The 23,728-nt window shown below is 40.5% G+C and carries 14 protein-coding genes; 7 read left to right on the forward strand and 7 right to left on the reverse strand.

Annotated elements, in window-relative coordinates:
- The first annotated feature begins 28 nt into the window (after nucleotides 1-28).
- Nucleotides 29-1,330: a hypothetical protein gene (locus VB732_RS13720; RefSeq protein ID WP_323231399.1), complete on the forward strand. Its 1,302-nt coding sequence runs from the start codon at nucleotides 29-31 to the stop codon at nucleotides 1,328-1,330.
- A gap of 72 nt (nucleotides 1,331-1,402) precedes the next feature.
- Here VB732_RS13720 and VB732_RS13725 read toward each other — a convergent pair whose 3' ends face one another.
- Both VB732_RS13725 and VB732_RS13730 read right to left on the reverse strand, forming a co-directional pair.
- The gene (locus VB732_RS13725; RefSeq protein ID WP_323231400.1) at nucleotides 1,403-1,990 is read right to left on the reverse strand and encodes an rRNA large subunit pseudouridine synthase E; all 588 of its coding nucleotides are present in this window, start codon (nucleotides 1,988-1,990) and stop codon (nucleotides 1,403-1,405) included.
- Nucleotides 1,991-2,270: 280 nt separating this feature from the next.
- Nucleotides 2,271-2,768: a hypothetical protein gene (locus VB732_RS13730; protein ID WP_323231401.1), complete on the reverse strand. Its 498-nt coding sequence runs from the start codon at nucleotides 2,766-2,768 to the stop codon at nucleotides 2,271-2,273.
- A 344-nt stretch (nucleotides 2,769-3,112) separates the two neighbouring features.
- Between VB732_RS13730 and hisC the strand changes: the two genes are divergently transcribed.
- Both hisC and VB732_RS13740 read left to right on the forward strand, forming a co-directional pair.
- Nucleotides 3,113-4,174: a histidinol-phosphate transaminase gene (gene hisC / locus VB732_RS13735; protein WP_323231402.1), complete on the forward strand. Its 1,062-nt coding sequence runs from the start codon at nucleotides 3,113-3,115 to the stop codon at nucleotides 4,172-4,174.
- Nucleotides 4,175-4,713: 539 nt separating this feature from the next.
- Nucleotides 4,714-5,421: a hypothetical protein gene (locus VB732_RS13740; RefSeq protein WP_323231403.1), complete on the forward strand. Its 708-nt coding sequence runs from the start codon at nucleotides 4,714-4,716 to the stop codon at nucleotides 5,419-5,421.
- Between the two features lie 25 nt (nucleotides 5,422-5,446).
- On the opposite strand, the gene VB732_RS13745 is transcribed toward VB732_RS13740, so the two are convergent.
- Nucleotides 5,447-8,032, reverse strand: a complete 2,586-nt coding sequence (locus tag VB732_RS13745) for a GAF domain-containing protein (protein WP_323231404.1) — start codon at nucleotides 8,030-8,032, stop codon at nucleotides 5,447-5,449.
- Between the two features lie 415 nt (nucleotides 8,033-8,447).
- The gene (locus tag VB732_RS13750; protein WP_323231405.1) at nucleotides 8,448-15,560 is read right to left on the reverse strand and encodes an AAA family ATPase; all 7,113 of its coding nucleotides are present in this window, start codon (nucleotides 15,558-15,560) and stop codon (nucleotides 8,448-8,450) included.
- 181 nt (nucleotides 15,561-15,741) lie between these two features.
- Between VB732_RS13750 and VB732_RS13755 the strand changes: the two genes are divergently transcribed.
- The 3 genes from VB732_RS13755 (at nucleotide 15,742) to VB732_RS13765 (ending at nucleotide 19,851) form a co-directional block, all read left to right on the forward strand.
- Nucleotides 15,742-16,482, forward strand: coding sequence for a cytochrome c biogenesis protein CcdA (locus tag VB732_RS13755; RefSeq protein WP_323231406.1), 741 nt, complete (start codon nucleotides 15,742-15,744; stop codon nucleotides 16,480-16,482).
- A 30-nt stretch (nucleotides 16,483-16,512) separates the two neighbouring features.
- Nucleotides 16,513-17,910: a cytochrome c biogenesis protein gene (locus tag VB732_RS13760; RefSeq protein WP_323231407.1), complete on the forward strand. Its 1,398-nt coding sequence runs from the start codon at nucleotides 16,513-16,515 to the stop codon at nucleotides 17,908-17,910.
- Between the two features lie 249 nt (nucleotides 17,911-18,159).
- Nucleotides 18,160-19,851 carry an NAD-binding protein gene (locus VB732_RS13765; protein ID WP_323231408.1) on the forward strand — a complete coding sequence of 564 codons (1,692 nt, stop codon included), beginning with the start codon at nucleotides 18,160-18,162 and terminating at the stop codon, nucleotides 19,849-19,851.
- 76 nt (nucleotides 19,852-19,927) lie between these two features.
- On the opposite strand, the gene VB732_RS13770 is transcribed toward VB732_RS13765, so the two are convergent.
- The 3 genes from VB732_RS13770 to VB732_RS13780 all read right to left on the reverse strand — a co-directional run bounded on the left by VB732_RS13770 (nucleotide 19,928) and on the right by VB732_RS13780 (nucleotide 21,989).
- A complete protein-coding gene (locus VB732_RS13770) occupies nucleotides 19,928-20,077 on the reverse strand; it encodes a hypothetical protein (RefSeq protein ID WP_323231409.1) in 150 nt (49 codons plus the stop codon).
- Between the two features lie 46 nt (nucleotides 20,078-20,123).
- A complete protein-coding gene (gene def, locus VB732_RS13775) occupies nucleotides 20,124-20,654 on the reverse strand; it encodes a peptide deformylase (protein ID WP_323231410.1) in 531 nt (176 codons plus the stop codon).
- Nucleotides 20,655-20,747: 93 nt separating this feature from the next.
- Nucleotides 20,748-21,989 carry an HhoA/HhoB/HtrA family serine endopeptidase gene (locus tag VB732_RS13780; protein ID WP_323231411.1) on the reverse strand — a complete coding sequence of 414 codons (1,242 nt, stop codon included), beginning with the start codon at nucleotides 21,987-21,989 and terminating at the stop codon, nucleotides 20,748-20,750.
- A 164-nt stretch (nucleotides 21,990-22,153) separates the two neighbouring features.
- On the opposite strand from VB732_RS13780, the gene dnaA reads away from it, so the two are divergent.
- A complete protein-coding gene (dnaA, locus tag VB732_RS13785) occupies nucleotides 22,154-23,536 on the forward strand; it encodes a chromosomal replication initiator protein DnaA (RefSeq protein ID WP_323231412.1) in 1,383 nt (460 codons plus the stop codon).
- The last annotated feature ends 192 nt before the right edge of the window (nucleotides 23,537-23,728 follow it).

A 23,728-nucleotide genomic window follows, 5' to 3' on the forward strand; every position in this document is an offset into this window, starting at 1 on the left:
CAATTAATAACTAACATAAAAAACCATTATGAAGTGTATTAACTGCGGAACTGACAATAAACTCAAAGACCGGACAGCTAATCAAGGTCGGTGTGTAAAATGCAATCATCCCTTTGCCTTTGAACCGACTAGTATGAGTAATATTAAGATTACTGATCCTTTTTTTGCAAAGGCGATCGCTGACATTTCTGCAAATAATACCTTATTTTTTACACCCAAGCAACTGCTTTATTTATTAGATAATCGCATAAAGTCTAAGTCTTATCCAATATTTGGTTTGTTGGTTATATATTTATTTTTTACTTTTTGGATACCAGGCTTCATAGGTCAGTTTGCTCCCTTGTTGTTTGGTGCTAATTCTTTCATGACAGTATTCATTCTATTTAATATATGCTTTGTATTATATTTGTATACACAAGCTACATCAAAGAAAACATATATTAAGCGTCGCCAAGAATATGCTAGATGCTTACAAATAGTAGGAGGCGTGATTATTGCTGTAGGAATTTATGCCGCATTAATTATATATAACTCGTATATTCTATTTGTCATCGCCGTTATTCTAGGAATGCTGTCGATATACTGCGGGACTCGACAGCTAGGACAAACGAAATTTGCACAGGAGTTTTTATTTTCTCAAAAGGATTTTCAAGGTTGGTTAAACCAATGGCAGAAAATCAACGGTTCAATTATTAAACTCCTACCTTTTCCGCGTGAAGAAAATACACCAGCTACGGTTAATCCTGATGTAACTGCTTACAGTTTTGATAGATTAGTCGTTTGTGATAGTGCTACTATTACTCAACTCTTAATTGCTAATAATTTCCACTTTGAAAACAACTGTGCAATTCTCAGCATTACTGGATATCCCCAAAGCATTTTTGACACCACAATGCAAATGCTGCGCCGCAATCCCGATTTGAAAGTCTATGCAATACATGATTGCAATCCACAAGGAATTGCTTTAGTTCATAATTTAAGAACCAATGCTAATTGGTTTTTAAATAGCGAAATTGTAATTATTGATATCGGACTAACGCCACGTCAAATAATCGCCACTAAACGCGGAATGTTCATTAAATACTCTCCAGAGTCGGCGCAAGCAGCTAAACAATTGCCTGAAGAAGTTCGTCAAAGTTTATCTGCTGAAGAATTAGCATGGTTAGAGTCTGGTAAGTTTGTAGAATTAGAATCTTTCACTCCCCAAAGAATAATTAAAGTTCTACAAAAGGGTATTGCTGGCAGTAGAGATATAGAAAGTGATGACAGTAGCTTGCTTTTAGTTGGCGATACAGGAAATGATATGTATGTTGTTCAAAGTTTTGGTTAATATAAGCCCAAAACCCTCATTGTAGAGACGCGATTTATCGCGTCTTCAAAGACCAATTATTTACACCAATTTCTATTTACCGAAATTATGTAAAAATTGCAATTCAGATGTGGTGAGGTCGCGCCATTGACCCAATTGTAAGTCATCTAATTGTAGGTGGCCTATACTAACTCTAACCAACCGCAAAGTCGGAAACCCCACAGCCGCAGTCATGCGTCGGACTTGGCGATTTTTTCCCTCTGTCAAAGTCATTTCTAGCCAAGCTGTCGGTACATTTTTGCGAAATCTAATTGGTGGAGTACGTTCAGGTAGCTGTGGTTCTTGTGGTAACAGCCTAACTTCTGCTGGTTGAGTGCGGTAATCTTGAATTTCCACACCTGTTTGCAACCTTTGTATCGCATCTGCATCTGGAATTCGCTCTACCTGTACCCAGTAAGTACGTTTATGACCAAAACGCGGATGGGCGAGACGATGTTGCAATTGCCCATCGTTGGTTAACAGCAGCAACCCTTCACTATCCCAGTCTAAGCGTCCCACAGGATACACATCAGGCACATCAATATAATCTTTCAGGGTGATATGTGTGGGAGCATCTTTTGTAAACTGGCTGAGAACGCCATAAGGTTTGTAAAAAATAATATATCGGTAATGATTTATCATTGGGCATTGGGCATTGTTGTTCTTCTCCTGCTCCCCTGCTTCTATTCTCTAACGGAACTTAAACATTTTTGAGGGGGGAATAAGCCTCAAACCTATGCAGGGTAAAGGAATTTTACTTCAAATTTGCCCATACATTAAAATCCGTTTATAGGGGAAAAAGAATGGACGCTCATCTTCTAACAACTCGAACAGTTTCTGCTGATAACGTTCTACAAATTGTTATTTAGTTTTAACTAGTAACTCCTTGGATAAAATATACTAACTCTAATTGAGAATCGCTTTAATTTTGAACTACACGCAACTCTATAAATGGAGTTTTTACTTCACCTGTCCAAATTCCTTCTAGTTGTTTCGTATTCTTACTTGAGAGTTCATCAATTTCTACTTCTGTTTGTGAATTGTAATATGTAAATCTAAAATGATACGCTCCTGGCTTTAAAGGTTTAAGTTTCCATCCACCGTAAAGAGTTGTGGGAATAGCAATTCCTAATCTATTATTCAAAACCCAAAATGTTTCTGTTTCCAGAAAAAAAGTGACATTTTCTTTTGGTATCAAAGAAGGATAACTACATTCTTCAGATTGTGTACAGCTAAACCAGCCACCTTCCACTAATATTTCATCATCTTCACCCACAATTTCTGGATATAACAAGTCAGAAACCAATTTAAATCGAAGAGTATTATCTGTATTGTTCGTTATGCGTATACCCATTTGCAAAGAAGCTATAGGAAAAATTTCTTCCTCTGGTAGTGAGAAAAGTTGTAAAAGGTACTGCAATTGTTGCAGACAGTTTTTTTTGGAACTGTTAATACTTGCATTGACACTAGGGTTTCAAAACAAACACCATCGACTTCAACACTATTACTATCATTGTCTTCAAAAGATGTCATCTTAATTATCCTCTAAAATTTTCAGTCTCCATCTATTATCACTCTTCTGGACTGTAAAAATTAAAGTATTAAGTTAAGTTCGTATAGTTCTGGATTCCATTTATCTGACATCTTTTTGTGTATTCCTAATTCGTAATTTATAAAGCCGGATTTTTTTGATGTAAATGACAAAAAACGATATCGTCAGAAATTGTGGGTTGAAATTTGCTTAAGATACATACCCAATGCCCTATGAATAATTACTTTCGCTCCAACGTTGATGCAATGGCTAGCTACATTCCTGGTGAGCAGCCTCAACGCGGTACACAGATTATCAAACTCAACAGCAATGAGAACCCCTATCCCCCTTCTCCTGCGGCGCTAGCTGTCCTACAGAATATCGATGGCGAGTGGTTACGACGGTATCCAGAACCTTTCGGTGGGGAGTTTCGGCAAGCTGCAAGTCAAGTTTTAGGAGTTCCTAGCGATTGGATAATTGTCGGAAATGGCAGCGACGAATTGTTGAGTGTGATAATTCGAGCCTGTGTAGAACCTGGGAAGAAGGTAGTTTATCCGATGCCAACTTATGTTTTATATCGCACATTGACAGAAATGCAAGCTGCGGAAATTATTGAGATTCCCTACAACGAGGATTACAGTTTACCTGTAGAAGAACTGGCTGCTGTCAATGGTTCTGTGACATTTATTGCATCACCCAATAGTCCATCGGGGCATCTGGTAGCAACAAATGAACTACGAAAACTAGCCAGTCAGTTATCTGGAGTTTTAGTGATTGACGAAGCTTATGTGGATTTTACCGAAGAGAATGCATTGGCTTTGGTAAAAGAATACGAAAATGTCATCATAATTCGCACTCTATCTAAGGGCTACTCGTTGGCTGGATTGCGCCTGGGATTTGGGGTGGCGAATCCCAAACTGTTGCAGGGATTGTTTAAGGTTAAGGATAGCTATAACATTGATGCGATCGCTTGTGCAATTGGTACGGCTGCTATTACTGACCAAACTTATAAAAATGCTTGTGTAGTAAAGATTAAGGCATCACGGACTCAGTTAGCAACAGACTTAAAACAATTAGGTTTTCATGTGTGGGATTCCCAAACTAACTTTTTGCTGGTACAGCCTCCACAAGGAAACGCGGAGTATCTCTATCAGAAACTGAAGGAAGGGGGAATTTTAATCCGTTACTTCAAGCAGCCTGGACTAGATGATAAATTACGGATCACTGTTGGTACTGATGAACAAAATCAGGCTTTAGTGAAAGCACTAATTTATTTGTTAAAAACTGAACAATAGAACTGTACATAGTAAGTATTTCAGTCCTTAAAACAAGGATTAAAGTCTTGACTACAAATTTGTTTACTGTAATTAAGCCCAGTTGTCTACTATCACAATCTTGAGCAATTCGGCTTTAGCAAAGGAAAAGTGGCGATTTAAGATGACAAGCTTCATTAAAACTTTAACAAACTAAGACGCAAAGAACTTGAATATTTTGTTGCTGTATGAAATAATTCAAACTTATTGCTTTCGTTAACCTCTACTTAATGTTCGACCCTTGTAAATCAAGCATTTAACATTTCACTCCCTTGGTAAGCGATCATTGAAGTTAAAAATTATACTTTTTTTGTCCAAAAAGACTGAGAGATGTTTAGTAAGCATCTGGACTGATGGGTAAATTTATACCTATCAGTTACTTACTTACTATGTCATAAACAGTAGTCTTACATGAGCAGAAAAATCATACTTCCGTAGCAGATATTCAATTATCAGTCCTAAATTATTGAAAAACTGAACAAATTTGCGAGGAATGCCCTAGATAATTAAGGTAGAAATGGATGACAAATTTAGGTTTTAAAAAATCAAACTATATCGCTCAACTAAAAGTTTTATTATTAACATTTTTAATAACAATTATTCCATTTTCTGTAATTTTAATATTTCTCAAATACAAAGCTAAAGTACCTACAGAATATTTGACGAGAGATCCGTCTAGTATACTAATCGCACCTTTTTATCTAGGATTCTTCTCAAATATTGGTATATTATTTTGGTGTTCTTCTGCAACAATCTGTCTCTTTAGTTACGTACTACTCAGAAAAGATATTAGAGCTAAAGAATATTCATCGTTTTTTTTGTTCTCTGGACTCTTGACCTCTTTGTTACTCTTTGATGACTTTTTCTTAATTCATGAGAGTGTCTTTCCCGATTATTTACATATTAATGAGAAGATAGTTTACGCAGGATATGTTGTACTTGTATTGATATTTTTCCTCAAGTTTAAAACAATCCTCAAAAAAACTGAGTTTCTGATTTTGTTATCTGCTCTGATATTTTTTGGGTTATCAATTGTTTGTGATAATATATTCCCTAATATCCCTGCTGCCATAGAAGATACGTTGAAACTAGTAGGAATTACTACTTGGTTTACGTATTTTACAAGGATATGCTTACAACGGGTAAGCAGACTTTTAAGTTTGTCACTTTTAGAGAGACAGTCTTTGTCAAGCGAAGTGTTCAGTATCCGAGAAAAATTTCCAGATTAACTCATTAAACTTGATGACTGGACGTTTATTTCTCTTGGAATGTCCATACTCCTTCATCCCAATCTGACTCTGTTGGAGGTGATTGTAACCAATGCTGACAACGCAGGAGATGCAACATAGCAGCTTTGTCCTGGTTGTCTGCTGCTAAAACTAAGGCAAATTCGGCTCTAGCACGGTTAAAATCGCGCTTGAGGTAATATTCACGTCCTTTGTGATAATGCTCAATGACTTGCAATTTTTCGCTTTCAATCGGGCTGGAACGTAAACCCAGTAATTCATATATAGCTACTGGCTCATTTCTGCCTTTGACACGAATGTAATCTAGTTCCCTAGCCCAAATATGCTCTTGGCAGGGTTTAAAAGTGTTATGGCTAATAATAATGTCGCAACCATATTGTTTACTAACACTTTCTAATCGGGAGCCAAGATTAACACCGTCACCAATGGCGGTAAATTCCATCCGCTTACTAGAGCCAATATTCCCACTAATCACAGTATCTGAGTTGATGCCAATGCCGATTTTAATTCTGGGCTTATCATCTACATAGCGACGTTGATTAAATTCGTGCAGACGAACGCGCATTTCTAAGGATGTTTGCACTGCCATCCAAGCGTGTTCTTCTAATGGTAAAGGAGAACCAAACACAGCCATAATCGCATCGCCGATATATTTGTCCAGAGTACCTTTATGTTTAAAGACTGCCTCCACCATTGATTCAAAATATTCATTGAGCATACTCACCACTTCTTCTGCTTGCAAGTTTTCTGTCAAAGTGGTGTAGCCGCGAATATCAGAAAATAAAATTGAAACTTCTTTGCGATCGCCTCCAAGTTTAGCATCATCTAATTTCAGCAGTTCTTCGGCTAATTCCTGTGTCATATAGCGGTACATCGTACTCTTGAGCCGCTTCTCATCACTGATATCTTCCATCACCACCAGCGCCCCCCGGACTTGCTCGTTGTCGCTAGCATCGGCAATTGTGTTAATGGATAAATTAATACTGTGCTGTTGTGTACCAGTAGTTAAGAGTGTGCGATCGGGGTAATACTGCTGGCGGCCTTTTAAGTCGGCTGCATGTAAAGCATCCTGATACCACTTGCTAAAGTCACCTTCTTTGATACCGATCGCATCAGTAACTAATTTACCTTCTAAACGCTCATCTACTCCCAGTCCTAGCAGACGCTTGGCGCTTTCATTGGCGGCGATAATTAGCCCAGCTTTATCAGTAGAAACCACTCCATTGGAAAGACTACGCAGGATATCCCGTTGCATTTGCTCTTGTTGCTTGACTGTGGCAAACAACTGAGCATTTTGCAATGCTACTCCTGCTTGAATATTAAAAGCTTCCATGAATTCTTCATCGTTGCGGTCAAAGCTAGCTTGGAAGCAGTCGGGAGCTTTAGGCCAATCAGCTGGATTATAGGGTGGAAAATCACCACTTTTCTTTTTATTTACGAGTTGGGTAACACCAATCAGTTGTTGATCGGCGTTGAATACTGGCATACAAAGCAAGCTACAGGTACGATAGCCATTTTGCTGGTCGAGTAGTTTGGCTGTATCAGAATCAGGATGGTGGTACAAATCAAAGGCAATATTTAGTTTTTTGCCAGAAGCCGCTACTATACCAGCAAAGCCTTTACCTACAGGGACTCGCAACTCTTTAGTTGAACCATCATCTTGGGTGATTTTCGTCCATAATTCATGGCGATCGCGGTCTATTAACCATAGTGTACTGCGATCGGCATTCATCAGTTCCTTGGCTTCATCCATCACCCGCTTTAGGGTGTCCTCTAAGTCGAGGCTGCTTTGAGAGAGGGACTTGATGGCCTTCATGAGCGCCGCCACTGCTCTTTGTTTTTGGGTGGCGACATAAAAAGAGCGCGACGATTCTAAAATCAGGCGAATCGAAGGGGCAAATTCTTGAAATAATTGTTCGTCAGCAGAGAGAAAACCTTTGGTATCAACGCGCTCTGCAAGGGGAGCATCATGAATATTGCCAGATTTTAATTTATTCAGTAATTGTACTACTGCAACTAACTGCCCATGTTCATTTAAGAGCGGCAAAGCCAACATGGTGTAGGTGCGGTAGCCAGTTCTTTTTTCTTGTTCTTGGGCAAAATGCGATCGCGGATCGTTATAAAAATCAAAGGGAATATTGATAACTTGTTTGAAAGTAGCAACTTCCCCAGCAATCCCTTTATCGGCGGGGATGCGAATTTCTAAAGAGCGATCGCCTTCACCCTCAGCTAAAATCGACCAGAGTTCTTGTTTTTCTTCATCCAATAAAAATATCGTTGTCCGATCTGCCCCCAGTAATTCGCCGGTTTTCAGGGTAATCGAATGCAACATTTCTTGCAGAAGAGTTTCAAACCCCTGAGAATCCAGCATTGATAGGGTTTGATGGACAATCTGTAATTTTTGCTCGACATCCTGAACGACCTGCTTAAAAGTATCCTGAGTCAGGGGAGCAAGAAACGTAGAAAAATTTCCTTTCCTTGTGGCAAGAGCGCCCACAGGAGCAGAATTTGTTTGTAATTCGAGGTTTTCTTGGTTGTGAACACCAATAATCAAATCGGTGGTTTCCCCATAACTTCCTTGATACACTGACATAACTGGTATTTTGTATAGCAGGATGAGATTTTAAATTTAAGAATGAGATGAAATTTATGTAAGTTGTGCTAAAAGCAACAATGGTTCGATATTATCCATAGTTTAATCGCTTGTTTAGCTAGCGTCATCCTGTGAATAACGGTGGAAATTGATTACTAACAGCCATATTTTGACCAAAACCCTTTCCCACTGACGGATACAGATGATAAATAGAGGGTCAGACCCCTCTGATTTAACCGATAAAACAATGCTATCCGTATCTCTTAGTGAGCAGATCCAGACCTATCTCCGAGATGCTACGCAAACAAAGTCGGGCTAGTAGTCTGTTAATAAGATCCCCGACTTCTTAAAGAAGTCGGGGATCTGCTCACCCTCAGCTATCAGAATTAATGAGATGAATCACTAGAGCCGTTGACTACAACCTTTTAATTAACGAGCCGATCGCCTTTACCAATTCTTCTGGATCTACAGGTTTGGAAATATGTTGTTGAAACCCGACAGCGATCGCTTGCTGATAATCCATCTCTCCAGCATAGGCAGTTAAAGCGATCGCGGGAATTGTGCCACCTTGCTCTGGTTCTAGACTCCTGATCTGTCGCATCAACATATAACCATCCATTTCTGGCATCCCAATATCGCTAATAATCAAATTTGGCTGCGATTGACTCAGTGCAGTTAAAGCTGCAATGGCTGAGGCTACAGATGTCACAGTTGCCCCATATTGCTCCAGCATAAAGGGCAAAAATTCTCGCATATCTGCGTCATCATCCACTACTAGAATCTCTAAGTCAGCCAAGGGTAAGGACTGATCTGGCAGCAGTGAGGAGGTATTTATTTTATCTTTGATTCCTTTACTTTCATTTTGTAAACATGGAAGTCTAACAGTAAAAGTTGCTCCTTGTTCTTCGCCCAGGCTTTCTGCTTGAACAGTTCCCCCGTGAAGTTCTACAAGATGTCGGACGATCGCTAATCCTAAACCCAAACCGCCGAATTGTCGGGTTGTAGCTCCATCTGCTTGACGGAAATAATCAAAGACATAAGGTAAGAACTCAGGTGTAATCCCTTTCCCTGTGTCAGTTACGCAGATTTGTACCTGTGAGCCAACCTGCTCTAATTTAATTTTTACCTGTCCCTTACTAGGAGTAAACTTAATGGCATTGGAAAGAATATTCCAAATAATTTGTTGCAATCGATTGGCATCACCTAAAACTGCCCCGACACCAGATTCAAAAATTGCCTGAATCTCAATGGATTTAGCCTGTGCTGATAAACGCACTGTTTCAATCGCAGCTTCAATGACTGATATCAAATTAATCGGGCCGAAATTAAGGCTCAACTTACCCTGAAGGATGCGGGAAACATCAAGTAAATCTTCAATCAATTGGGTTTGTAACTTGGCATTGCGCTCAATAGTTTCGAGGGCGCGATCGCTTGTTGCTTGGTCAAGTTTGCGACTCCGCATCAGTTTTGTCCAACCTAGAATCGGGTTGAGCGGTGTTCTCAGTTCATGGGATAGCACGGCTAAAAATTCATCTTTGATGCGATTTGCTGATTCAGCAGCATTTCGCGCCGTTAGTTCGGCTTCGTAAAGGTGGGCGCGAGCGATCGCTTGGGCGCATTGTTGAGCAACAGCTAAGAGAAACGCTTGATCTTCTCCATTAAGTAGTTGAAGTTGGGCAAACCCTAAAGTTATACCTCCCACTGCCGAACCCTCCACCATCAAAGGTATAGAAATCCAGGCATCAATGTCATATTGGGCGTAAGCTTCAGCTAGATGAGGGTAACGAGCTATTCTATTTTGTTTCGATTCAGCCCAAGCAGGTTGTCCAGTTCGCACAGCTTCGGCTAAAGGGGAAGGTGAATCAATAGGAAAATTTCGCCAAGCGTCTACCAAATCTTGCTTATAGCCAACCGCCTGCACAATTTCTAGTTCAGTCTTGTTTTCATTTACTAAGGCGACGAGGGCAGAATTGGCTCCCAAGGCAGCCATACTCTGTTCTACAATGACCTCAGACACTTGGGCTGGTGTCAGCGATTCTGAAAGGGCAGCTGTGATGGATTGAAGACGGGCAATTCGCTCTAAAGCTCGCTCTGCCGTTTTTTGGGCTTGCTGCGCTTCTTGGTAAAGGCGGGCATTATCGATGGCGATCGCCGCTCGATGGGCAATATCTTCAGCTAGTGACAAGTCAGCCGTGCTGTAACGACGTTCTGATTCCTCTGTAAAAAAGGAAATTACACCAAAAATTCTTTCTCGTGCCATTAAGGGCAACATTATACAAGACTTTAAACCGATTTCACGTATAATCCTTAGATGTTCTGCATCTGGGATGCTTTTTGCTAATAGTGCATCTGAGATTTCAGTTACCATTTCAGGAATTCCTGTACGCAGTACTTTAGGAACGCCTCCCGGTTCATCTAACTTTCTCGGATAATCCTGATGAAGTTGCCAACCGAGTTTAACTTTCTCTGGATCTCGGTGAGCAACTGCTACCCGATTAATTGATTGGTTGTCTTGTAGCAGATCAACGCTGCACCAATCGGCAAAATAGGGCACAACCAAGTTTGCCACACTTGCTAGCGTGCTTTCGTAATCGAGAGAAGAAGCAAGTGTGGCACTGACTTGAGCCAAAAATGCTGCTCGTTGCTGATCGGCTTCTGCTTCTTGTCGGGCCGTTTGCTCTTGAATTAGTTGGATACGTTCGGCTTCAGCTTGTTTGCGATCGCTAATATCAAGTACAACGCCACTCATGTGTGTAGCTTTACCTGCTTCGTTGAAAAAGGCTTTTCCCCGACAGGCTAGGTAGCGAATACTGCCATCATCTCGAATAATTCGATATTCTAAATCATGCTCTACGCCTTCATTAATGGCTCGGCTCAACGATTGAGCTAGTAATGGGCTATCATCTGGATGTAGACGAGCTAAAATCGCGTCAGCAGTGCCACCAAAAGTTTCAGGTGTTAACCCAAATAGTTGATAAACCTGCTCATCCCAGTCAAATAGATTATTGGAGATATCCCAACTCCAAACGCCGATTTTGCCAGATTTCAATGCCAAGTTTAGTTGTTCTTGGCTGTTTTCTAAACCTTGATAAAGACGAGCATTTTCTAAAGAGATAGCAATTTGAACTGTCAAAATCTCTAGTGCGGAAAGTTTTTCCTGTGTAAAAGCACTAGGAATGAGATTGTTTTCTAAATATAAAATTCCAAGTAATTTTGACTGGCGTGCGATCGGTAAACAAAGTACGGATTTAGGTTGTTTTTGGATTACATACTCGTCTCTCGAAAACAGATTTTCTTCAGTGGCATTTTGCAAAATCACTGTTTCTTGAGTTCGTTGAACATAATTCAGTATTGATTGCGGAATGAATTGTGAAATTTCACCTTGAAATACGGGTCGATAAACATTGAGTTTTTCAGCCTGGGGATTAACTTTAGCTTCTACTTCAATTACCAAATTTTGCTCGTTTTCAAGTAATAAATAACCGATTTCTGCTCCTGCTTGCTCGATCGCAATCTGCATTAATGTCTTCAACAACCGCGAAAATACAATTTCACTAGATATAGTTTGAGAAGCTTTAACTATTGATAAAAAGTCCAAATGCTCACCTGTGCTGAAAAACGTTTCGTTAGGGACAAGCTGTTGTGGTGGTAATAACTGAGGATAGGATTCTTCCAGATGCTTAACTTTAGCAGATGCTTCCCAGCGCAAATATCCATTTTTAGCTTCTTGTAAATAGGTTTTGGCAATTAATTCAAACTTGCGCTCCAAGTAAAACTTAGCGCCTAGCTCATTAGCTAAAGCTTCATATTGCACAAATCCCTGTTCGCGGGCTGAAGCAATTGATTGCTCGTACAGGCGCATTGCTTCCAAATCTCGACCTTGAATTCGAGCTATTTCAGCAGCTACTAATTGAGACTTGTGCAAAAAGTTTTCAGGACAGTGGTTCGCCCAGTATTGCAATTGCTTCTGATGGAATTCTAGGGATTGTAAAAACTTTTCTTGCTCTTGACAGGATACTATTGGATAAAGAGCAGTTAGAGTCAGTGAGTAATATAAAATGTAATCTGTTTCAATTAGTGATGCTAGTGTTCTAATTGGAAGATTAGACAGTTTTAAAGCAGAGTTAAATGCCTCTGTATATTTTTCATAAGTAAAAAATATTATTAATTTAATAATATGATAAAAAATAATTCCACTGACAAAATCTGCATCTGTAATTATAGATAAAGCGGATGATTCATCAAATTTATCATTGCTGAGAGTCAGATTGTGGTGAGTCAGCCCGCGCAGATTCATCAGTAGCATTTGCTGTAGTTTGATTGTCTGATAGACAGTCTCATGCTTAGACTGACGGGCAAATGCAGTATATTTTTCTAGCGATTTGGATGTTTCTGCAAGTGGAAAACCTAGCTGGATAATTTGCCACGAGCCTTGATAACCATTGTAGTTCGCCATCGTCACATCACCAGCTTCCACACAACCGATAAATCCCTGCTCTAAAAATGGAATATCGGTAGCAATATGGTTACACCAAACGTTAATATGACTTCCATGAATATGCAGAATAACTCCTCTAAGCTTCAAGTCATGTAACTTTTCATTTAATTGAATTGTCATCTTAGAAAATTCGTACCCCGTAGGAATATCATGGAAGATGGAAACCAATAACATGGCATACATGCTGTAGGCAAAACAGGAATCTTCCGTATTTCCAAACTTGAGCGAGTAGTTAACTGCCTTAAGTACGACTAAGGGAAAGAGATCGGGTCTACCAAGATAAGTAGGTGGGCCCAAAGTCGTCAACAGACTAATGACTGTTTTAATATTTGGATCTTGGATTACTATAGAATTAATTAAATCGGAGACTTGTCTATTACCTAGATTAGTTAATACTTGGTTTTTTTCAATTGCGATCGCAGCTTGCACTTCCTCTTTTGTATCAGGGAATGCCACCCCAAAAAGTTTTAAAGCTTTTAATCCCAATATCAGCGCTCCTTCATACCTCCCTGCAACTTGATAGAGTCTGATTTGCAGCATATAAATATTAGATTTATCTATATAAGATGCTGCTTTACTGAATAGTATTTCAAATAGTTCTTCCGCCTGTCCTAAATTTCCCGTTAAAAATTCACACTCAGCTAGTTCTCTGAATAGCGTAAATGTTTGTTCATATTGTTCAATCCAGGCATTTTCCACTAAAAGATTTATGGCGACGCTAAAAAACTTTTTAGCAGGAGTATAGGCTGTAGAGGCTTTTGCCTTTTTAGCAGCAATTATATTCAACCGGATCAATTCATCTTTTTCTGCCTGTTCAATAATTAGATCCACAGCTAAATTGAGTTGATTGACTAAATCAAAGATTTGCTCGTTAACTTTTTCATAACTAGCATTCTTCAGCAAAAGTCGCCCAATTCTCAGATGAACTTCTAACTTTGATTCATCCGCAATTAAAGAGTATGCAGCTTGCTGAACTCGATCATGATAGAAACGATAGTTTTTCTGAGCATTTTCATCTGACTCTATGGGGATAATTAATCCTCTTAAAATTGCTTCAACAAGTGCGTTTGCTGTTTCTTCAATAGATTGTTCACCAACGACCGCTAAAATTTCTAAATCAAAACGATTACCAATACAGGAGGCTAACTTCAGCACCTCTTGAGTTACAAATGGCAGTTTTTGCATCCGTACAAGCATCAAACTGACAATATTATCTGTAATTACTTGGGCTTCAATTTGAGCTAAATTCCATTGCCACCCCCCTTTACTTCCCCCCTTACTAAAGGGGGATTGAGGAGGGTCAAAATTCAACATATTTTCTTGATGCAGTGTTTTCAGAAACTCATTGACAAAAAAAGGATTACCATCGGTTTTTTGGATAATCAATTGAGCAAGAGGTTCTACTCGTTCTGCTGAACTATGCAATGTATCAGCAATCAACTGATTTATATAAACAAGATTCAAGGGAGTAAGAATAATTTTAGTTATTCTTGCTCCATAGTGGGAAACCTTCTCCATCATCAAACTAAAGGGATGCATAACATCTACTTCATTATCTCTATAGGCTAAAATGAAGCAGAGATACTGGATATTAGACTCAGTAATGACGGTTTGAATTAAATTCAAAGTAGCGCTGTCTGCCCACTGCATATCATCTAAAAAAACAGTGAGTGGATGCTCTTTTTGAGCAAAGACACTGATAAAATTCTGAAACACTAAATTAAATCGGTTTTGAGATTCAGCAGGCCCCAACTCTGGTATAGGTGGCTGTTCTCCAACGATTAATTTAACTTCTGGAATTACATCGGCGATTAATTTACCATTGTTTCCTAATGCTGCTTGTATTTGCTTTTTCCAATTGGCAAGTTGATCTTTAGGCTGCGTTAAAATTTGTCGAGCCAGTGTTTGAAAAGCTTGAACAATGGTGGAATAAGGTATATCTTGTTTGTACTGGTCAAACTTACCACAGATAAAAATCCCGCGTTCTCTTACAATGGGCTTGTGAATCTCCTTTACTACAGAAGATTTACCAACCCCAGCATAGCCAGAGACGCACACAATTTCTGGTTTTCCTTGGCTAACAACTCGCTCAAATGCTTGGAGAAGCTTGGCAATTTCTTGTTCTCGCCCATACAATTTTTGGGGAATTTGAAAGCGCTCTGAGATATCTTGCTCACCCAAAATAAAAGATTGAATTTCTCCAGTTGTCTCCAATTGCTCTAAGCATCGTTCCAGATCAAATTGCAAACCTAAAGCATTTTGATATCTCTGTTCTGCAACCTTCGACAGCAATTTGATAATGATGTCACAGAGCATTTGAGGAATATCAGAATTGAGCTTTTTCGGAGATGGGGGAGATTTGGCAATATGACAATGCACCCACTCTAATGGGTCTTTGCCTTGAAATGGTAGCTGACCTGTGAGCATTTCATAAAAGGTGACTCCCAGTGAATACAAATCGCTACGATGGTCAATTCCCCTATTCATCCGCCCGGTTTGCTCAGGTGATAGATATGGTAAACTGCCCTCAATGCAACTGGAACTGCTAACCATTTGCTGCTGGTATGGAATGAAAGTAGCAATTCCAAAATCGGCAATTTTAACCTGACTGGTTTCGAGGTTAACTAAGATATTTTGTGGCTTAATATCTTTGTGGACAATGTTATGAGTGTGAATTTGTGCGATTTTGCTGGTGATTTCAATAGCAATCTTTAAGAACGAAACAGGTTCTTGAAATTGGTCTAGTAACTGGTCAAGCGATCGCGCCTCAAAATCCTCCATAATCAAATAAGGGATTCCCTGATGCATCTCTAAGGCGTAAGCTTTGACTGCGGCGGCGATATTTAACCTTTGTGCGATCGCATACTCATGTTTGAGTTGTTCGATATTATTGGGTGTACACTGTTCTGGACGCAACCCTTTAATAATTACCGGACACTGGTCTTCAACCTTAATTCCACGGTATATGACTGCTTTTACCCCTGCTTTTAACAAAGTAACAATTTCAAATCCGGGTAATGCAATCATCATGCTAAATGCTCCAGCAGTGCTTCTTCCGAGATAATTCGGGCTTAATTGTATTTTAGATACATTTCTTTGGCCAGATGAAATTTAGATGATATCAAGTTCGGATCGCCACTTCTACTGATTTTACAGACAAAAATAAGCTAAAATTCAAGCAGAGTAAGCATTTCCACCTCAGAAACTCCTCATGCTCGATAATCTGCAAACCCAAATTTACCAATTAGAACAATTTGCCAACAGCCTCGTTTCTAACCAACTGACACACCTGAGCGTGGTCAGCGTTGGTATTATCTTTGCAGCTGGCTTGCTCACCAGTCTCACACCCTGTATGCTTTCTATGCTGCCAATTACTATTGGTTACATCGGCGGTTATGAAGCCAAAAACCGCTTACAAGCAGCTGCCCAATCAACTTGGTTTGCTTTTGGATTAGCAACTACATTAGCAGGGATGGGCATTACAGCAGCTTTTGTGGGAAAAGTCTACGGTCAAGTGGGAATTGGTTTGCCGATTATCGTCAGCATTATTGCCATTCTGATGGGGCTGAACTTACTAGAAGCACTACCTTTACAATTTCCATCCTTGGGCGAAACGAATTGGATTTCTCAAGATTTACCGCCAGGATTGCGTTCCTATTTGCTGGGGCTGACTTTCGGCTTAGTCGCATCCCCTTGTAGCACACCTGTTTTAGCTAGTTTGTTGGGTTGGATTGCCAATACACAAGACTTAATTTTAGGCGCTGTTTTGCTACTTTCTTATACAGCCGGTTATGTAGCACCCTTGATTTTGGCGGGTACTTTTACAGCTTCAATTAAAAAGTTACTAGAATTGCGTCGCTGGTCTGGTTGGATTAACCCAGTTAGCGGGGCGCTGTTGGTAGGATTCGGTGTGTTTTCCTTAATTTCTCGGATTCCCCTTGGCAGTTTTTAATATCAATACCTTTGTTAGATTTTACACCTAATGACTATAGAAGATTCCGCATCCAAAGAATTAAAATGGTGGGCAATACCTGGGCAGTACTTACGGCAAGAGCTTTTACCCGTACTGACCGACTTACGATTAGCGATCGCACTACTGCTATTGATTGCCATCTTTAGCTCCACCGGTACTGTAATTGAGCAAGGTCAGTCACCCGCATTTTACCAGAGCAATTACCCAGAACATCCCGCTTTATTTGGTTTCCTAACTTGGAAGGTAATTCAGGTAGTTGGATTAGACCATGTATATCGTACTTGGTGGTTTCTCGCATTACTGATTTTATTCGGTACTAGCTTAACTGCTTGTTCATTTACCCGGCAGTTACCAGCCTTAAAAGCTGCCCAACGCTGGAAATATTACGAAGAACCACGACAATTTCAAAAATTAGCTTTAAGTGCAGAACTAGATAATGGTTCCCTGAATTCTCTGAGCGAAATATTACAGAAACGCCGCTATAAAATTTTTCCAGATCAAGAAAAAGAAAATATCCTCTACGCCCGCAAAGGAATAGTCGGACGCATCGGCCCAATTATCGTTCATATTGGCATCGTCGCTATTTTGCTAGGGGGAATTTGGGGGGCGATGACTGGGTTTATGGCTCAGGAAATGATTGCTAGTGGCGATACATTTCAAGTGACAAATATTGTCGATGCTGGCCCTTTAGCAGCCCAAATCTCGAAAGATTGGTCTGTGCGCGTCAATCGTTTTTGGATTGATTACACTCCATCTGGTGGCATCGATCAATTTTATTCCGATATGTCTGTCCTGAATCAGCAGGGAGAGGAAGTTGACCACAAGAAGATTTTTGTCAACGAGCCTCTGCGCTATCGGGGCATAACCTTCTACCAAACTGATTGGGGAATTGCAGGTGTTCGCGTTCAATTCAACAACAGCCCGATTTTTCAATTACCAATGGCGCTATTGAACACCAACGGAAAAGGGCGCATTTGGGGAACCTGGGTTCCTACGAAACCGGATTTGAGTGAGGGTGTCTCTTTGCTAGCGAAAGACTTGCAAGGGATGGTATTAATTTATGATCCCCAGGGGAAATTAGTTGATACTGTCCGCGCTGGGATGTCTACCCAAGTCAATGGGGTGAATCTGAAAATTCTGGATATCATTGGCAGCACTGGGTTACAAATTAAAGCCGATCCAGGTATACCAATTGTTTACTCAGGTTTTGGATTGCTAATGTTGGGTGTGGTGATGAGTTATTTTTCTCATTCGCAAATCTGGGCATTGCAAAAAGGCGATCGCTTATATGTTGGTGGCAAAACTAACCGCGCCCAAGTTGCTTTTGAACAAGAGGTTTTAGATATTTTAGATCGGCTGAGTTCCCAGCCAAAAGGTGAGGAGAAAGAGGCGGCGATTGAAGTTTAAAGGTAAAAAAAGCCTTGGCGACTAGAAGTCGCGGCTACACAGACAAAACCCACCTTCGTGGGTTAAAAACCATAAATCATCACAAAGACGCGATAAATCGCCGTTTGTAGAGACGGCGATTCATCGCGTCTCTTGCTTGCAATTAAAAACAACCGTGTTGTCAGCTACAGTTATATTCCAGCAAAGTAAGCAACAATATTAATGAATAACTAGAAATGCAGCCCCACCCGTAAAAGATGCTGCCGTTTCATGAAACCCAGAATTATTGTTTGTGGCTTAGGACGTACCGGATATAAAACCTTTCGTTTGCTGAGACATCAGGGGGCCTTCGTTGTTGGCATTCATCATCAATCTATCCCTGGCGAAACGGCAGGAGATGTGATTGTTGGTGACTTACAAGCAGCTTCCACCCTAACAGCAGCAGGGATTCAACAGGCACACACTATAGTCATCGCCGGATCTAAAGATGCTCTAAATTTGTCTATTATGATGCAAGCGCGGGTACTGAATCCCCAGATTCGGATTATCAACCGTTTTTATAATACAAATTTGGGAGAACGCCTAGATCAAAGTTTGCCAGACCATTTGAGTATGAGTGTTGTGGGATTAGCAGCACCCGTATTCACCTTTGCAGCACTGGGAAACCGAGCGATCGGACAAATCAAATTATTTCACCAAACTTGGCCAATTCACGAAGAATACATCGATGAAAACCACTTCTGGAGAGGTTTAAAGCTGAGTGAATTATGGGAAGACCGATCGCGGATGCTAATTTATTACTTGCCAGTAAAAGGTGAGATGGATGTGGTATCAGCTGTCATATCTAGACAAGAGATTCAAGTAGGCGATCGCTTAATTATTGGTACACAACCCCGCATCCGTTCTCCCCGAAGATCGTTGATTAAAAAACTGCTGAAAGCTATGACTAATTTTAAGCAGTTTCAGCAACACGGGCAATCAGTATTGGTGGGTGCTGTTGTGTTACTTGCAGTTATTGCGATCGCTACACTCACCTATATGTCGGCTGAATTGAGCTTGTCTCCTGTCGATGCTCTATACTTTTCTGTAGGCATGATTACAGGAGCGGGTGGTAATGACAAAGTAGTAGAAAATGCTCCTAACAGTATCAAGTTATTTACTGTTGTAATGATGTTGGTTGGAGCAGTGGTCATTGGTATTTGGTATGCAATGCTCACCGATTTTGTCTTAGGAAGCCGCTTTAAACAATTTTGGGATGCAGCCAGAATACCCCAGCGATATCACTATATTGTTTGTGGCTTGAGTGGTATTGGGGTGAGAATTGTCCAGCAACTCCACGCTAGTGGACATGAAGTTGTAGTAGTAGAACCCGACTCCAACAACAAATATATCAACACCGCCCGCGAACTAGGTATACCCGTCATTCAAGGCGATGCCAGTTTCCGTACAATACTTAAATCCAGCAATATAGACTCTGCCGCCGCCGTACTTGCTGTTACTAGTAATGATGCTACCAACCTAGAAATTGCCCTCAAAGCCAAAGGCTTGACACCAAGCATTCCAGTGATTGTTCATTATGCCGATCCCGATTTTGCCGGCATAGCGCAACAGCTATTTGGCTTCGAGGCAGTGCTGAGTCCGGCTGAACTAGCAGCCCCAGCTTTTGCTGCTGCTGCACTAGGGGGACGCATCCTTGGCAACGGCATCACAGCCGATAGTCTTTGGGTAGCTTTTGCAACTGTGATTACACCTTTACACGCCTTTTGTGGTCAGTGGGTCAAAGATGTAGCCATGTCTGCTGACTGTGTACCTTTGTACGTAGAAACGAATCACCAAACCCTTCACGGCTGGGATTTATTAGAGACAAACCTCAGTGCTGGTGATGTTTTGTATATGACTATGCCAGCGACACGGCTATATCAATTGTGGCGAGACGAGCAAGTTTGCGAAACACACGCTTAAATAATTCGTAATTCGTAATAGAGCCTCCGGCACGCTACGCGGTTTTCATGCCCAAAGGGCTGTACGTAATTCGTGATTAATATACTACTTCCCACTCTAATACTGTTCGGTTAAGGCAAAAGACGCGATGAATCGCCGTCTCTACAATAATCATTCTTTTGTAGAGACGGCGATTTATCGCGTCTTTATGATGATTTATCGAGTCTTTGTGATCTAAAATTTTCATCAAAAAACCTTAACCAAACCGTATTTTTCCTACTTCCCACTCCCATTTATTTGTTAACTACTCGTTGTTGATATTCTTGCTCAGTAATCATATCGAGAGTGTTTTCTAGACGATCTACAAATACGATACCGTCGAGATGATCGTACTCGTGTTGAAAAATCCGAGCGATAAAATCGGTTAATTCTTGCTTTTGTAAATTGCCTTGACAGTCGGTGTATTCAACTTCAATAGATTTATATCTAGGAACTAATCCTCTAATTCCGGGAACACTTAAACAACCTTCCCAATCTTTAATAACTTCAGTTGAATGAGCAATAATTTTGGGATTAATCATAGCAGTAGGTTCCATTTCCGGCGCATTGGGATACCTAGCATTAGGGCGGGAAGCCACAATGAATAAACGATAAGATTGTGCTACTTGAGGCGCAGCAATTCCCACGCCGTTAGCGTTGGCAACAGTGGCGATTAAATCTTCAATTAATTTTTGGATCTGCTCATCCTGAATATTCTCAACCCAAGCAGCTTTTTGGCGCAATGTTGGATTGCCTAATTGAATAATTGGCGCTAATTCAGTCATGATAAAACTCATTTTGGGAATTGGGAATGGAGAGTAGAGTAAGTATGTCAGTTATTTTTCAAATGACAAATGACAAATGACCAATGACAAATATTATCCTTCACGTGTCGCAGGCAAAGGAGCAGGTCGGACTTCTACTTGAACTATTTGTCCATTGCGTTCCACTTCTATTGGTAAGGGAGTACCGATTTTGCTATTTTCTACTAGCCTTTGTACTTGATCAATTTTAGTAACAGGCTGGTTATTAATGCTTTTAATCACATCACCGACTCGTAGCCCAGCCGTTGATGCAGGCGATCGCGGCACAATCTCAATGAGCAAAACGCCGTCATCTGCTGTAAGATTTAAGCGATCGCCTGCTCTATTTTTTATTTTTTCTCTAATTTCTGGTGTCAGTGTCACCATCTGCACACCTAAATAAGGATGATCCACTTTGCCTGTAGCAATTAATTCCTGGGAAATTCTTTGTACGGTGTTAATCGGGATAGCAAATCCCAAACCTTGAGCGCCACGGATAATAGCCGTATTCATCGCAATTACCTGTCCGCGAGTATTAAGCAATGGCCCACCAGAATTACCAGGGTTAATCGCTGCATCCGTTTGAATGTAATCAACCCGCTTGTCACTAGCACCGATATCGCTACCAGAACGACCTGTAGCACTAATAATCCCAGAAGTGACGGTATTATTCAAGCCTAAAGGGTTGCCAATAGCTACTACTGCCTCTCCCGGTTGCAAGGAATCAGAATTACCCACAGCTAGGGTAGGCAGATTATTAGCATTAATTTGAATTACAGCCACATCCGTTACCCCATCTTCACCTAGCACTTTCCCGTCAAAAGCGCGGCCATCTTTAAGTGTGACAGTCACTCTATCAGCACCATCTACCACATGGGCATTGGTCAAAATCTGCCCTGAAGAATTAATGATAAATCCAGAGCCGCTACCCTGTTCTACCCTTTGTCTAGCCCGTGGCGCACTGTCTCCAAAAAACCGCCGGAAAAATGGATCGTTAAATTCATTTGGTACGCGAGAAGTAATGGTTCGGGAAGAATCAATGCGAACTACCGCAGGCCCCACATTTTGTACTACTTTTACCACAAAATTAGGATCTCCAGACGAAGAGAAAATCGGCGGAGGGACAAGTACTGGGTTGGGTTCTGTTGTCTGTTGAGCTTGAGTCTCACTTTGTCGAGTCTCAAAAGTCCTAGCAGGTAGAAGAGAGCAGCTTCCCAAGAACACCACTGTTAACCCATACAAGAGTATCCACAACCTCTTGGGCAAACCCCTGGTATCAAGATTGTTGGCTGCTAAATCATGGTTTGTTGTCTTCATGTGTCGTTGCTTCTCCGTATCAGTCAGTGGATGTTAGAATCTTGCCTACTGGGTATGTCCCAAAATGATTACAAGTTAAAAGCTTATTCTAGGTTTAGTTTGTCTGGATGCTAAATTGATGCTTTCTCTTCTATTGTGACAATTAGCAGCAAAGGTGGTGGATAATGGAAATTCCCATAGAGAGTCTGTGGAGTCAGGTACTAGAGCGCTTACAGCTTGAGCTATCCCGGCCTACCTTTGAAACTTGGATCAAAACTGCTAGTGCGGAGCGATTAGAAAATAATTGCTTGGTAATCCGCACTCCTAACCCATTTGCTCGTAATTGGTTACAAAAGTACTACATCAATACCATTGCTCATGTAGTACAAGATATTCTCGGTCATCCTGTAGGAATTTACATTACTGTTGCTCAAGGTGATGAAGTTGCTCATTTTAGTGAACGAGAGGTTTCTTGGGAATCACAAAATCCTAGCAGTATTCCAGAATCCTTACCTCATAGCAATCATAAAACTACTGAATTAAACTCTAAATATGTCTTTTCCCGATTTGTAGTTGGTGCTAATAATCGCATGGCTCATGCTGCTTCTTTAGCAGTTGCAGAATCTCCAGGTAAAGAGTTTAATCCTTTATTTTTATGCGGTGGCGTAGGTTTAGGTAAAACTCATCTGATGCAAGCTATTGGTCATTATCGCTGGAAAATTTCACCCGATTGTAAAATATTTTATGTTTCTACTGAACAGTTTACTAATGATTTAATTACAGCGATTCGTAAGGATAGTATGCAAAGTTTTCGAGAACATTACCGGGCTGCTGATGTTCTATTAGTTGATGATATTCAGTTTCTGGAAGGGAAGGAATACACTCAAGAAGAATTTTTTTATACTTTTAATACTTTACACGAAGCTGGTAAACAAGTTGTAATTGCTTCCGATCGCCCTCCTAACCAGATTCCGAGTTTACAAGAACGTCTGTGTTCTCGCTTTTCTATGGGGTTAATTGCAGATATCCAAAAGCCGGATTTAGAAACGAGGATGGCAATTTTGCAGAAAAAAGCCGAGGATGAAAATATTCGTCTTCCCCGCGATGTGATTGAATATATTGCTTCTAACTATACTTCTAATATTCGAGAATTAGAAGGTGCTTTAATTCGGGCGGTGGCTTATATTTCCATTTGGGGTTTACCGATGACGGTGGAAAATATTACACCAGTTTTAGAACCGCCTAACGAAAAAATGGCAGCTACCCCAGAAGCAATTTTAAAGGTGATAGCGGATAATTTTGATGTTTCAATAGATGACCTCAAAAGTAACTCACGGCGAAGAGAGATAAGCTGGGCGCGTCAATTAGGGATGTATCTGATGCGTCAACACACATCTTTGAGTTTGCCGAGAATTGGCGAGGAGTTTGGTGGTAAAGACCATACAACGGTAATCTATAGTTGCGATAAAATTACTCAACTCCAAGAGAGCGATCGCACTTTAGCACAAACCATCCGCCAACTTAGCGATCGCATCAATATGACTAGCCGTTCTCAAAAACCATCCTGAAGATTTATTTAAAGTTTTCCACAACCAGCAGTCTGAATTATGAGCTTTGACGGGTGAAGAATTAGTCAAGAATATTAAGTAACGTCTAAAAATTGATTAAATTTAACTTAGATTGTGCAAAAAACTGGGGAAAACTTGATATTCTACAGTGAAAAGTTAATTAAGTATAATTACCTTGTGGAAAAACTCAAG

The sequence above is a fragment of the Nostoc sp. UHCC 0252 genome (assembly GCF_034931145.1).
Classification (GTDB): domain Bacteria; phylum Cyanobacteriota; class Cyanobacteriia; order Cyanobacteriales; family Nostocaceae; genus Nostoc.